The sequence below is a fragment of the Streptomyces milbemycinicus genome (assembly GCF_002154605.1).
GTDB classification, from domain to species: Bacteria; Actinomycetota; Actinomycetes; order Streptomycetales; family Streptomycetaceae; genus Streptomyces; species Streptomyces milbemycinicus.
This window is the reverse complement of sequence record NZ_MUNE01000022.1, coordinates 1-12,503: the sequence shown is the minus strand read 5'-3', so window position 1 is coordinate 12,503 and position 12,503 is coordinate 1. Positions and strand designations below refer to the sequence as shown.

Below are 12,503 nucleotides of genomic sequence, written 5' to 3'. Positions count from 1 at the left end.
GGCTACGGGCGGATGCGGTCCAGCGGGACGTCCGGGTCGGCGAGGAGCGCGTCATCGACGCCGGCCCCGGAGGTGACGAGGGACCGGATCGGATCGATGACGTCCCAAATGTTGACGCTCATCCCCGCCAGTACGCGGTTCCCCGACATCCAGAAGGCGATGAACCGCCGCTCGGCCGGCTCGCCACGGAAGACGACGCGGTCATAGCCGCCGGGTTCCGTGTAACCCGTGTACTCCATGCCCAGGTCGTACTGGTCCGTGTAGAAGTACGGCAGCCTGTCGTACACAGCGTCCTTGCCGAGCATGCTCAGCGCCGCCGTGCGCGGCTGGTGCAGCGCGTTGGCCCAGTGCTCCACACGCAGCTGGCGGCCGAGCAGCGGGTGGTAGGCGTTGGCGACATCGCCCGCGGCGTAGATGCCGGCCACCGAAGTCCGCAGATGTTCGTCGGTGACGATGCCGTTGCGCACGTCCAGGCCCGCCTCCTGGGCCAGTTGGACGTTGGGCGTGATGCCGATACCCACGACCACCGCGTCCGCGGCGAGGTGGGTGCCATCGGCGAGCCGGACCCCGTCCACCCGGCCCTGCGTTCCGGTGAGGGATTCCACCTGCGCGTTGGGGCGCAGCACGACGCCATGGCCGGTGTGGAGGTCGGCGAACACTTCGGCGGCCTCGCGTCCGAGCACCTTCAGCAGGGGGAGCTCAGAGTGTTCGAGCACCGTCACCTCCGCCCCGGCCATCCGGGCCGCCGCGGCGGTCTCGAGCCCGATCCATCCGCCGCCGATGACGACGATCTTCGCCCCCTCGGCAAAGGCGGACTTGAGCCGTTCGCTGTCCCCTACCCGGCGTAGATACAGAACGTTGTCGAGGTCCGCCCCGGGGATGGACAGACGACGCGGAGACGAACCGGTGGCCAGGAGCAGCTTGGCGTAGGGCACCCGGTCCCCGTTGTCCAACTCCACCTGCTGGGCTCGTACGTCGATCGCCCGCGCGCTGGTGCCCAGGCGCAGCTCGACATCGTGCTCCGCGTACCAGCCCGCGGGGTGTACGAAGATCGAATCGCGCTCTTCCTTGCCCAGCAGATAGCCCTTGGACAGCGGTGGCCGGATGTACGGCTGCTCCCGCTCGTCGCCGATGATGATGAGCCGGCCGCTGTGGCCGTGCTCCCGGAGCGCCTCCGCCGCCTTGCCCGCGGCCAGACCGCCTCCGACGATCACGTAAGTATTCTCGGGGGACACGCTGTTCCTCATCTCAGATGTCGCAGCTGCGAGCCATGGTGTGAGAGTCATCCATCAGACCGATTCGCCCCTCACCTTGTGACAACCTGGGAGCCCGACCACCCACGGGTGGGGCACCCGGCGCCGCTGTCACACCATCGAGGGGTTCCTGGTCATATTCCCAGGGAACACCTGTCGCGCCACGCTCACCAGTCGGTTCCCGTGGAGACGAAGGAGGATGGGGTGACGTATGTCATCGCGCAGCCATGCATCGATATCAAGGACAGAGCGTGCGTCATCGAATGCCCTGTGGACTGCATCTACGAAGGCAATCGCACGCTCTACATCAACCCCGCTGAGTGCGTGGACTGCCATGCCTGCGAGCCGGTCTGCCCCGTAGAGGCGATCTTCTACGAAGACGACCTCCCGCAACAGTGGGCGCAGTACAAGGCCATCAACGCCGAGTACTTCGAGTCGCCCACCGGGAGCCGGAACGAGCCGTTCGCCACGGGTGATCACCCCACCATCGCCGCATTGTCACCGCAGAGTTCGCCGAAGAACGACATCGCCCTCTTCGCCATCCGCAAAGAAGAGGCTGCCGACGCAGACCTGTGGTTCCCGCTGTGAATCGATACGGCTGTCATCCGGGCCGGTGAGGCGCCGCCATGCGCTGCCGGACGACAGCACATGGCGGCTACGCGGACGAAAACCTAGGAAGCCAGCGTGATGGTGGTCGGCGTTCCCTGCCAGGCCATCCTGGCGTAGGGGCACAGCGAGTCGGCCTTCTCCAGCAGGGGAGCGGCGATCTCCGGATCGGTGCCCGGCCATGAGACCACCAGATCGACGTGCAGCAGATAGCCGCCGTCTTCCGGGTCCCGCCCAAAGGCCACGGTCGCGTCTACGGAGATCGTGGAGGGGTCGAGCGCGGCCTGCCGTGCCACCAGGCTCAGCGCTCCGTGGAAGCAGGCCGCGAAACCGGCGGCGAACAACTGCTCCGGATTCGTCCCCTGGCCGTCTCCCCCCAGTTCGGCGGGCATCCGCAGACTGAGGTCCAGGACCCCGTCGTCCGATCGAGCCCTGCCCGAGGCCCGCCCATGACTTGCTGTTCCACCGCTGACGGTGACTGTCGTTGTGTAGATGGGAGAGAAGGATGTCCCGTCGAAGTCCTTCTCGGTGGACAAATTGGGCGGCTGGATCGGGTCGGTCACAGCGGGGCTCCGTCGACGTTGGGTTCCGGATGACTAGTTGACCGGCTGGTCACCCCTTGTGTGACATCGACGATCGCTCCGCCCGCGGAGGGACGCGGGGCGCGCAGATGAGCCCGCTGCTCCAGCTCCTCCTTCTCGACCAGGGTGAGCATTGGCTGGCCCGGTGCGCAGCTCGAACCGGATGGCGCCCTCGAATACATAGCCGAAACACGGCCCCGAGTGGCGGTGCGGAGGGGTCCCGGGGTCACCGGGAGCGCGGCCTCCACAAACCTGGAGCGGTGCATATTGAGACGCACGTCACGCGCCAACCGTGTCGCACTTTGCCGGGGTGCCCGGTCAGTAGTGTGTATCCGCAACATGGTTAGGAGATCACCATGGAATCGCGTCTCAACTACTTCGGCAATCCCCTCGCGGGCAAGGTGCTGAAGCACATCAACTCGGCCGGCAAGGCGGTGTCCGACTCGACGTTGCCGGCCGCGACGCAGGAGCTGGTGAAGATCCGCGCAAGCCAGATCAACGGCTGCGGCTTCTGCACCGACATGCACACTAAAGATGCCGCCCTCGCCGGGGAAACCTCGCTGCGCCTCAACCTGATCGCGGCCTGGCGCGAGGCCACGGTCTTCACCGACGCCGAGCGCGCCGCGCTGGAGCTGGCGGAGCAGGGCACCCGTATCGCCGACGCGGCCGGTGGTGTCACGGACGAGGCGTGGGCCAACGCTGCCAAGCACCACGACGAGGAGCAGCTTGTCGCCCTGATTTCCCTCATCGCCGTCATCAACGCCTACAACCGCATCAACGTCATCAACCAGCAGCCCGCCGGGGGCTACAAGCCCGGCCAGTTCGGCTGACCGGTCACCGTCCCGATCTGACCCGTACGGTCCGTCTCCTCGCCGCCCCGACGCGTGGCGGGGGACGGACCGTACGGCGTGATGGCCGGGTCTGTCTGACAGGAAGGTCGGATCAGTCCACGGGGCGCGGGGCGCGCAGATGGGCCCGCTGGGCCAGTTCCTCCTCGTCGACCAGCGTGAGCATCGGCTGGCCCGGCGCACACAGCATGGTCACGATGAAACGCGTCTTGGAGTCCGTCAGGGCGTTGCCGTCCTGGTAATGGATCACATCGCCACCCGGCTCCCAGAATGTCTCTCCGGCCTTGATCACGCGTTCCGGCTCGCCCTCGAGCTCGAAGCGCACCGCGCCCTCGATCACGTATCCGAAGGCCGGCCCCGAGTGACGATGCGGAGGGGTTCCGGGATCCCCGGGAAGCCATTCGACCGAGATGGTCATCCCCGAGGCGCCCTCGGGGAGGAAGGGAGGCTTGGCATCCTGCAGCATCTGCGCTGCCGTCTTCCACGCCTCGGACCGTGGCTGCTTGCCGGTCTCGCCCACTGAGTCCATATTTGTCATGATATTGCACCTCCATGGATTCGCCATGGGTGGGCCGGGTCCGTGCACTCCTGGCTCACACCATGTTTCACAGTGATGACCGGGCACACGGTGGTTCTGTGACAGGATGTTGGTTCCCGCTGTATGGTCGCTGACCAGCCCTCAATACACAGTGGCAGTCCATTGGCTGATCGACCGCTTGGAGCGGGTCGGCGGGTCGCTACGCCTTCACTCGCCCGTCGGCACCGGGCCTGCGGCAACTGCGCTGCCACGCCTTGCCGTTGTGCCGGGCGCGGGTCACGGCCGTGGTGGCAGCCGCCGTGTGATCCGGTCGAACAGCTCCGTCAGTGGCTCGCCCACGTCCCGGCCGAACTCGGTCAGCCCGTAGGTGACCTGGGGCGGCGTCGTCGGCTCGACCTCCCGCCAGACCAGGCCGTCCTGGACCAGTGCGCGCAGGGTCTGGGCGAGCATCTTCTCGCTGATGCCCTGGATGCTCTCGCGCAGCTCGTAGAACCGGAGGTCGTTGCTCCGCAAGGAGATCAGCACCCAGACGCCCCACCTGCTGGTCACGTGGTCGACCACATCGCGCGCGGCGCAGTCGGTGTGAAACACGTCATACCGCGCCCCCGCCTCGGCCTGTCTGCGCTGCACGCCTCCCGCCATGTCATGAGCTTACCTCAGGGTATGTCCTTACCAAAAGTTAGCCCGCGCTCCTAGCGTGAAGGCCACAGAGGACATCCGACAAGGAGCTGATCATGATCGCGGTGACCGGGGCTACCGGAAATATCGGCCGGCCGTTGACGCAGGCGCTGGCCGAGGCGGGCCAGCAGGTGACGGCGGTGTCACGGCACACGGCGGCGGTGCCGAACGGCGTCCGTCATGTGGCGGCCGACCTGGCCGAGCCGGCCGGCCTCAAGCCCGCGCTGGCCGGGGCGAAGGCGCTGTTCCTGCTGCTGTCCGGCGACCTGCACGCCACTGGAGCCAGCCCTGCCGACATCATCAGCGAAGCTGCGGTCAGCGGGGTCCGCCGGGTCGTCCTGCTCTCCACGCTGGGCGTGGTGACCAGGCCCTTCGGCCCCACGCGGATCGCGATGCGCGCGCTGGAGGACATGCTGCGGGAGTCCGGCCTGGAGTGGGCCGTCCTGCGGCCGGGCGGCTTCGCCTCCAACGCCCTGTGGTGGGCCGAGTCCGTCCGCGCGCAACAGGTCGTCGCCGCGCCCTTCGGCGACGTCGGGGTGCCGATCATCGACCCGGCGGACATCGCCGCGGTCGCGGCGGCCTGCCTGCTGGATGACCGGCACACCGGCGGCGTGTACGAGCTGACCGGCCCGGAGGTGATCACTCCGCGCCAGCAGTCGGAGGCCATCGCCGCCGCGCTGGGCTCGCCAGTGAGGTTTCACGAGCTCACCCGCGACGAGGCCAAGGCCGCCATGGCCCAGAGCATGCCGGCGGAGCTCGCCGACGACACTCTGGACATCCTCGGTTCCCCGAGCCCGGCCGAGCTGCGCATCAGCCCGGACGTCCAGCGGGTCCTCGGCCGCGCCCCGCGCCCCTTCGCCGACTGGGCCGCCCGCAATGTCGCCGCGTTCCGCTGAGACTGGCCAGCGCCGCCAGTTCGGCACCGCCGCAGGGATCACAGGCCATGGGGGACAGCCCGACGAAAGCGGTGGCAGCGCACCGCCGCGAGGAAAGTACCGTCGCCAGGTCAAGGCGTGGCGGGCACCGCCGACGGCGCCGATGGCAGCCGGTAGGTGGCGCAGGCCGCCGGGATCCGCACCCCGCTGAAGCGAAGGTGGGCGAGGCGGCGGTGGAACGCGGCGCCGTGCGTCAAGTGGCGCGCGACGTCGGCGACATGGCGCCGGCCGGGGTCGGCCAGGACGGAGCCCGCCGCCCAGTCGTTGAACGCGCCCATCGCCGGACCGCACCAGACCTGGTAGTCGCCCGTGCGCTCGGCGCCGGTGACGGCCCAGCGGGACGACTGGCCGAGATACCAGCGGAAGACCAGGGCCATCCGGTGCCTGGCGTCGAGCTCGGCGCGGAGGAGCTGTTCGGGGTGGTGCTCGGTGAGATAGTCCGCGGTTTCCCGCCAGACCTCGGACAGCGGGCGCTGGAACACCTTCGCCTCCAGGCGCCGGCGGTCCGCGGCGGGCAGCTCGTCCAGGCCGGCGTGGGCGCGGTAGAGCTCGTGCAACCTGCGCGCCCGGCCGGCGAAGAGGCTGCCGCTGCGCAGGACCTGGACCTCGGCGCCCACCTCGAACATGTCGGCGGCCGGGGCCATCGCGTAGTCGGCGGGCCCGGCCGCGGCGAGCAGCGCCTTGACCGCAGGTGAGGTGCCCGCCTCCAGGCATGCCTGGTTGACCGAGCCGGTGACGACGTACGCGGCGCCCAGGCTGAAGGCGGCCAGGGCCGCCTCCGGGGTGCCGATGCCGCCGGCCGCGCCGACCCGTACCGGCGGCGCCTCATGGCCCAGCTCGCGGGCGACGCGGTCGCGCAGCCGCAGCATGGTGGGGAGCGCGGTGATCAGCGGGCGGCGGTCGGTGTGCCCCGCGGAGTCCGCCTCGACGGTCAGGTCGTCCGCCATCGGAACCATCCGCGCCAGCGTCACCTGCTCAGCGGTGATCTCGCCCCGGTCGAACAGGGCGCGGACCATCGGCTCGGGGGCCGGACGGAGGAACAGCTCGGCCACCTCGGCGCGGGACACCTTGGCGATCAGCCGGTTCTCGGCGTACGCCCCGCCCCCGGGGCCGGGGCGCAGCCCCGCCACCCGGTAGCGCACCAGATCGGGGGTGAGCTGGACGAACGCCGAGGCCTCGACGCAGCGCAGCCGGTGACTCAGAAAGAGGTCGACAACCGCCCGCTCCAGGCGCGGGGCGTGCGGTGTGTGGATGAGATTGGCGGCGTACGGCAAGCCGGGGATCTCGCGAGCGAGCCGCGTCAGGGCCCGCTCGACCCGCTCGGGGGGCAGGCCCGCGGCGCCGAAGGAGGCGAGAAAACCGGCGCGGGCCAGCGCGGCCACCAGCTCCTCGGAGGCGATACCGGCGGCCATGGAACCGGCGAGATACGCATGGGACACGCCGTGCCGACGCCGGAAGCCGGAGTCGCCGAGCTGGGTGGACGGCATCGGTCCGGCGACGGCCAGCGGGGCCAACGGGCCACCCGCGGCGGGAGGTTCGGGGGTGGCGCCGATCCGGTCCCCGTTCCGGACGATATAGCAGGGGGCGTCCAGGTCGGCGAGGACGGCGTACACCCCGTCCGGGTCGTATCGCACCGTCATCGCGGCACCTGCCCTTCCGCCGCCCCGCCGGTCGGCAGGATCTCGACGCCGATGTTGTCCACCTGGTAGATCCGCAGGTCGTCGCGCCATACGCTGCCGTCGGCGACCAGAAGAAGACCATCGCCACAAGGCTCCACCCGGCGGATATGGACCTCGCCGCGCATCCGGCGGTGTCCCGGCGTGATCTGCCCCCGGTACTTCCAGGCCAGCTCGACCTGGGCCGCGGGCCGCGCGGCCGGGTCCGGCAGGGCGTCGGCGAGGCCGGTGTGCAGCGCGTACGCCGCGACGGACTGGAACAGCGCCTCCACACCCACCGAACCGGGCATCACCGGATCGAAGCGGAAGTGGTGCGCCATGAACCAGTCGTCCTTCGGCACCGTCCGCTCCCACAGGAGGTATCCGGTGTCGTGTTCACCGCCGTCCGGCACCAGGTCGGCCTCGTGCAGCAGCGCGAACCGCCCGCTGCCGAGCCGGGTGTCGCGGGAGAGGTCGAGCCGGCGCAGCCCCGGGGGCCGCGTCGGAAGGCGGTTCAGCCAGGGCGGAACGTACCGTCCGCCATCGAGCCCCTGCTGGTTGTCCAGGACCTCTTTGGTGAGGAAGCCGTGGACCGACTCGCCCGAGTAGACCGGCCCGTCGGGAAGGCCGAGCTCGTAGGTGTAGCGGTGGAGGATGGCCCCCGGCAGCTTCGAGTGGTCGGCCAGCGTGATGCGGTGCCGCAGGGCGAGACCGCGCGGGTCGGCGTGGCGGAGCAGGGTGGCGCGGCCCTCCAGGTTCCGGCAGACGAAGGCGCTGTCGAGATGCTGGTTGAGAATGCCCTGAACGGCGCTCAACTGGGCGGCGGCCTGGAGGCTGGACTCCATGTACAGGAGGTTGGGCACGGCGCCGGAGCCGTACTCCCGACAGAACCAGGGGTCGGGGTGGACGGCGTACTCGCTGGTGAGGGTGGCGCCCGGGCGGAACTCGAGAGGGTCGGCGTCGTAGTCGAGCGCCTGGTCGACCATCAGCAGATCGCCGCGCGGCAGCCGGGGCCGTACGGTCACCGGGGACACCGAGATCGCCTCGGGCTCCCCGGTGAGGGCAGAGAGATCGCCCTCGGCCGAGTGGGCGAGCAGCATCCGCTGACGTGCGCCCCGCTGCCGCAACGACTCATGGGCGGCGGGGGAGTCCCGCGCCTCCCAGATCGTCAGGGCGCCGAGGTCGCTACCCGGCGGTTCCTGGAGGGCTACGCCGATGCCGTGCAGACGGGCCACGGGCCGGTCGTCGGCGAGGACGACGGCGTCGGCGATCGCATGCGGGCGGGGTACGAGGCCCACCTCGGCCACGTCGACCTCGCAGCGGAGGGTGGCGCCGAGCGCGGTCGGGTCGATCACCTCGATGGCGGTCGGGCCGCCGGCCCAGGGCTGGAAGCGCGGGTCGGGCAGACACAGATGCAGCCCGCAGGACAGTGCGTACACCTGGAGTACGCCGACGACGGCCTCGGCCAGCAGCGGGGTGGCGTCCGCTCCGCGCGCCGGGCCGCCGCCGTGGAAGCCGTGGAAGGTGAGGTCGGCGGTCACCTTGCCCTGCCCGTAACGGCCACCCTCGCGGGACAGCTCCGTAATGGCGCCGATCAGCCGCGGGGCCGGTCCTGGCAGCCGAGGGCCGGTGCCCTCGCCCTCGAAGTCCGGGCCGAGGACTTCCGCGAGGAATCCGCTGGCGAGGGCCCGTAGCTCCTGCCAGGTCAGCCGGGACCGCCGGGCGTTCGCCAGCGGCCGGAACTGCCGTGGGTAGCGGGGCACTTGACGCTCCGGCCAGGAGTCTTCCCCGGCCGGCAGCGGCTCGGTGGTGTGTTCAGGTGACAGGAAACCGGCGGTGCCGGTGGCCTCCACCAGGAGGTCCCCCTCGACGTGGACCTGCCAGTCGAACGTGAAGCGAGTGCCGTGCTCGTCGCGGTGGACGGCCTCGGCGCCGGCTCGCACCCGAAGCTCAGCCCCGGCCTCCGGCAGCCCCCGGTGCCAGCTGAGGTTGGTACGACCGGGCCGGTAGACGGCGCCGGCCGGCGCCAGGCCGCGTTCGCCGAGCAGTGGCAGGGCCGCCGCGGCGGCGTCGAGGATCCACGCCGGATCGGCCTGGCCCGCCACGCTGTACGCCGCGTCCGCCGGGACCGTCCGGACCAGCTCGACGGGCGCCGGGCGGTCCACGGGATGTAGCGCGGGCGCCGGGGGCCGCGCGCCCGGCGCATAGCGCGCGAGGAGGTGCCGCTGGACGGCCTCGTGTGCCTCCAGCACCGCGGCGTGCGCGCGGCCGACCCGCTCGGCGATGTCGCGTGCGAGATGGTTCAGGTCACCGGTGCCCCGCGCGGCGGGCGGGGTCGGCGCGGCGGACGGGACGGGAAGGAGGAACGGCTCGCCTTCGAAGCCCAGTTCCTCGGCGGCTTCGAAGCCCCATCCGCCGTTGGGAGCGACGGCGGCCGCGCCGTCCGTGTCAGCCATTTCGCCCCCCGCGCTCCGCGGGCAGGAAGACGCCGCTGTCCTTCATCTCCGGCGAGGTGAGGATCATGCCGATCCGGCTCCACCGCTGGAGCACCCTTCCCTCCGGGGTGCAGGCGGTGACCGTGCAGATCAGATGGAGCGGGCTCTCCTCGACGGATTCGGCCACGAGGACGAACGGCGTGTCCGCGGGCAGCGGCGCGAAGAGCTCGACCCGCTCCACCGACACCGGCAGACAGAGCAGGCCGAGGCGCTGACGGCCGAGCAGCGCCGCCGCCTGGAGCAGCAGATCGGCCAGGGCCGGGCTGTACCTGGCCCCGGCGAAGGCGCCCCGGCCGAAGGCCGGGTCGGCCATCCGGACGGCGAGGACGAGCCTGCCGGGCCGCTCCTCCAGGGTCGGGCCGAGGCCGCGCAGGGTCGGCCCGTGGAAGAGGAAGCCGTCGTACGCCTCGTGGGTCTGCGGATCGAAGTCGGGGAGCTCGTACGGCGACAGCTCGATGTCCGGCGCCGGTGGGGTGACCCGCTTCTCGAGGAGGAAGCCCCCCTCGAAGCGGAGCACCGGTGCGGCGCCCTCCCGCTCGCTGCGGAGCCGTACGGTGATGGCGGCCGAGTCCCCGCTCTCGGGCTCCTCGGGCGGCGAGACCGACAGCAGGAAGCGGTCGTCCTCCGCCGAGCCGTCGAAGACCAGCCCCTTGCTGATCTGGAAGCCGCGGCACTCGACCACGGGCTGCCCGCCGTGCATCGCCTCCACCGCGCGTACGCCCCAGCCGACCGAGGCCGTCAGGGGCAGCACCGGCCAGCCGTGGATGCGGTGGTCGGTGAGCAGCGGCTCGGCGGCGAGCTCCGCCATCCGCCGCTCCACGACCACGCCGCCGGCCGGCAGCGTCTCGCTGCGCCGGTACATGGGCTCCAGCGGGCCGATGACCGTCACCAGGTCCGCGGCGTGCTCGGGGCTCATCTGCTCGGTGAAGTAGCCGGTGCCGGTGTCCCGGGCGAGCAGCGGCACCCCGTGCTGCACAAAGAGCTTCTGGACGCCGGGGGAGGCCATACCGCCGGCCCACGGCCCCCAGGCGAGGGCGGTGGCATGGCGGTCGGGGCGCCTGGCCTTCCAGGCGCAGACGAACCGGCTCAGCGCCTCGTTGGCCAGGGCGTAGTCGGCCTGTCGGAGGTTTCCGTAGATGCCCGAGACGGAGGTGAAGACGACCAGGTGGCGCAAGCGTTCGGCGTCGAGCGCGTCCAGTACGTTGCCGAGGCCGGTCAGCTTGGTGCCGACCACCCGCCCGACGCCCTCCGCGTCCTTGTCGGCGAGGAACTGGTCGGCGAGGACACCCGCCCCGTGGACGACGCCGGTGACCCGGTCGGCGTGCGGGGTCAGCGCCGCGCGCACCGCCTCGGCGTCGGTCAGGTCCACGGCGATGTACTCGGCCTCGGTTCCCGCGTCGCGCAGGGCGGCCAGGGTGGCGCGGATCTCGCGCCCGGCGGTGATCTCGCGGGCTTGCCGGGCGATCAGCTCGGCGGCGGCCGGCTCCTCCGGGTCCTGGTCGGTGGCGCGCAGCTGGTCGGCGGCGGCGGCCTTCAGCTCCTCCCGGCCGTCGAATCCGGCTGCCCAGTCTGGCTCGTCGGCCAGGGGTGTGCTGCCGAGCAGCAGATAGCCGCAGCGCACCTGCCGGGCCAGGGCGATGGCGCACCAGGAGGTGATGCCCCGCGCGCCGCCGGTGACCAGCAGGGTGTCGTCGGCGGTCAGCTCCGCGGGCGGCTCGATCGCCCCGTCCCGGTCGTCCGGCCCTGCCGAGTCGACCAGCGGGACGGGCTCGGGGACCAGGACCGGCGTACGGCGCCCGGCCGGGTGACGGGCGACCTCGTGCAGATCGACGGCGGCGTCGGCGATCTCGCCCGCGAGGCAGCTGCCGACCTGCTCCTCGGTCAGCTCGGGAGCCAGGTCGACCGTTCGGCAGAAGAGCTCGGGCGCCTCCAGGGCCAGCGACTTGACCAGCCCGGTGACGCCGCCGGCCAGCGCCCGGTCGGGTTCGCCGCCCGAGCCGGCGTACCCGAGCGCGCCGTCGAGCCGGGTGACGGCAACGAATCCGGCGCGGGTGCCGTCGGCCGCCGCACCGCCGAGGGGCTGACGCAGATGCTTGGCGACCAGGACGGCGTGGGCCAGGCGGCGCACGGCGTCGTCGCGGTCGCTGCCCCCGTCGCGGCTGAAGGGGAGCAGACACAGATCGAGGCGCGGCACGGCGGCACCGAGCAGACCGACCTGCTCCGCCAGGCTCTCCTCGCCCCAGTCGGCCGGCTGCCAGGTGTCCGGTTCGGCCTCGCCGGACGCGGTACGCGTCCCGGGCAGCGCGAGCCGGCCGACCCACCAGCCGCGCGACCGGAGCGCCGCGGCGATCCAGCGGCTCAACTCCCCGCCGTCGTCGACCAGTACGGCGCGGGGCTGCTCGGCATACGCGCCGAGCAGAACGTCCGGCTCGGGCAGAGCGCGCCAGCCGATATGCGCCCGGCCAAGCGGTACGGAGGTGGCGACGCGGAGATTGGTGGTGGGGTTCTTCAGCACCTCGGGGATGAGCGTGGCGAAGTCCCTGACCGTTCGGGCCGCCGTGAAGCGGAAGATCTCCTCTCGGGAGAAGACCGGGTAGCGGCGCCAGAGCTCGGAGGCGATCTCCAACTGCTTGAGGGAGTCGATGCCGAGCTCCGTCTGCAGATCGATATCGGGGTCGATCATGTCGATCGAGTACCCGGTCTTCTCGGCCACCACCTCGCGCATCACCTGCTCGATCTCCAGGGGATCGAGGTTGGCCAGCCCGGCGCGGAGCTCGGGGTCGATCGCGGCGTCGAAGTCGGTGTCGCGGAGCATTTCGAGCGCGGATTTACCGGTCGAGGTGGCGGCCTCGCCGGGTTCACCTGCTTCATCGGGCTCGACGAGTACGACGCCTTCGAGGGGCTGGGCCGGGGG

9 protein-coding genes and 2 pseudogenes are annotated in these 12,503 nt (G+C 71.3%); 3 read left to right on the top strand and 8 right to left on the bottom strand.

Annotation, left to right across the window (positions count from 1 at the left end; all coding sequences use genetic code 11):
* Positions 1-2: 2 nt before the first annotated feature.
* Entirely contained in the window at positions 3-1,235 is a 1,233-nt protein-coding gene (locus CCN51_RS01690; RefSeq protein WP_014172928.1) for an NAD(P)/FAD-dependent oxidoreductase, read from the bottom strand.
* 222 nt (positions 1,236-1,457) lie between these two features.
* On the opposite strand from CCN51_RS01690, the pseudogene fdxA reads away from it, so the two are divergent.
* A pseudogene (gene fdxA, locus CCN51_RS01685) lies at positions 1,458-1,763 on the top strand (ferredoxin); the annotation flags it as partial.
* Between the two features lie 161 nt (positions 1,764-1,924).
* On the opposite strand, the gene CCN51_RS01680 reads toward fdxA, so the two are convergent.
* Both CCN51_RS01680 and CCN51_RS01675 read right to left on the bottom strand, forming a co-directional pair.
* Positions 1,925-2,353: an Ohr family peroxiredoxin gene (locus CCN51_RS01680; RefSeq protein ID WP_238545570.1), complete on the bottom strand. Its 429-nt coding sequence runs from the start codon at positions 2,351-2,353 to the stop codon at positions 1,925-1,927.
* A gap of 152 nt (positions 2,354-2,505) precedes the next feature.
* Positions 2,506-2,674: pseudogene (locus CCN51_RS01675) on the bottom strand (cupin domain-containing protein); the annotation flags it as partial.
* Positions 2,675-2,796: 122 nt separating this feature from the next.
* Here CCN51_RS01675 and CCN51_RS01670 point away from each other — a divergent pair.
* Positions 2,797-3,270: a carboxymuconolactone decarboxylase family protein gene (locus CCN51_RS01670; protein WP_014172925.1), complete on the top strand. Its 474-nt coding sequence runs from the start codon at positions 2,797-2,799 to the stop codon at positions 3,268-3,270.
* 112 nt (positions 3,271-3,382) lie between these two features.
* Here CCN51_RS01670 and CCN51_RS01665 read toward each other — a convergent pair whose 3' ends face one another.
* Together CCN51_RS01665 and CCN51_RS01660 are read right to left on the bottom strand one after the other, a co-directional pair.
* Entirely contained in the window at positions 3,383-3,817 is a 435-nt protein-coding gene (locus CCN51_RS01665; RefSeq protein ID WP_014172924.1) for a cupin domain-containing protein, read from the bottom strand.
* Between the two features lie 285 nt (positions 3,818-4,102).
* A complete protein-coding gene (locus CCN51_RS01660) occupies positions 4,103-4,468 on the bottom strand; it encodes a winged helix-turn-helix transcriptional regulator (protein WP_014172923.1) in 366 nt (121 codons plus the stop codon).
* 92 nt (positions 4,469-4,560) lie between these two features.
* Here CCN51_RS01660 and CCN51_RS01655 point away from each other — a divergent pair, with 92 nt between their 5' ends.
* Complete coding sequence (locus CCN51_RS01655) at positions 4,561-5,400, top strand: SDR family oxidoreductase (RefSeq protein WP_014172922.1); 840 nt, start codon at positions 4,561-4,563, stop codon at positions 5,398-5,400.
* Positions 5,401-5,510: 110 nt separating this feature from the next.
* Here CCN51_RS01655 and CCN51_RS01650 read toward each other — a convergent pair whose 3' ends face one another.
* The 3 genes from CCN51_RS01650 to CCN51_RS01640 form a co-directional block, all read right to left on the bottom strand.
* Positions 5,511-7,079, bottom strand: coding sequence for a PfaD family polyunsaturated fatty acid/polyketide biosynthesis protein (locus CCN51_RS01650; RefSeq protein WP_014172921.1), 1,569 nt, complete (start codon positions 7,077-7,079; stop codon positions 5,511-5,513).
* Positions 7,076-9,550, bottom strand: coding sequence for a hotdog family protein (locus tag CCN51_RS01645; protein WP_014172920.1), 2,475 nt, complete (start codon positions 9,548-9,550; stop codon positions 7,076-7,078). Before CCN51_RS01645 ends, CCN51_RS01650 begins: the two co-directional genes overlap by 4 nt.
* On the bottom strand, positions 9,543-12,503 hold a 2,961-nt coding region (locus tag CCN51_RS01640; RefSeq protein ID WP_086859193.1), incomplete at its 5' end, for an SDR family NAD(P)-dependent oxidoreductase. The genes CCN51_RS01645 and CCN51_RS01640, both read right to left, overlap by 8 nt.

What these genes read in the sequence shown, in the direction of transcription:
- CCN51_RS01670 (WP_014172925.1), top strand. Translation starts at nt 2,797, where the DNA reads ATGGAATCGCGTCTCAACTACTTCGGCAATCCCCTCGCGGGCAAGGTG.
- CCN51_RS01665 (WP_014172924.1), bottom strand. Translation starts at nt 3,817, where the DNA reads ATGGACTCAGTGGGCGAGACCGGCAAGCAGCCACGGTCCGAGGCGTGG.
- CCN51_RS01660 (WP_014172923.1), bottom strand. Translation starts at nt 4,468, where the DNA reads ATGGCGGGAGGCGTGCAGCGCAGACAGGCCGAGGCGGGGGCGCGGTAT.
- CCN51_RS01655 (WP_014172922.1), top strand. Translation starts at nt 4,561, where the DNA reads ATGATCGCGGTGACCGGGGCTACCGGAAATATCGGCCGGCCGTTGACG.
- CCN51_RS01650 (WP_014172921.1), bottom strand. Translation starts at nt 7,079, where the DNA reads ATGACGGTGCGATACGACCCGGACGGGGTGTACGCCGTCCTCGCCGAC.
- CCN51_RS01645 (WP_014172920.1), bottom strand. Translation starts at nt 9,550, where the DNA reads ATGGCTGACACGGACGGCGCGGCCGCCGTCGCTCCCAACGGCGGATGG.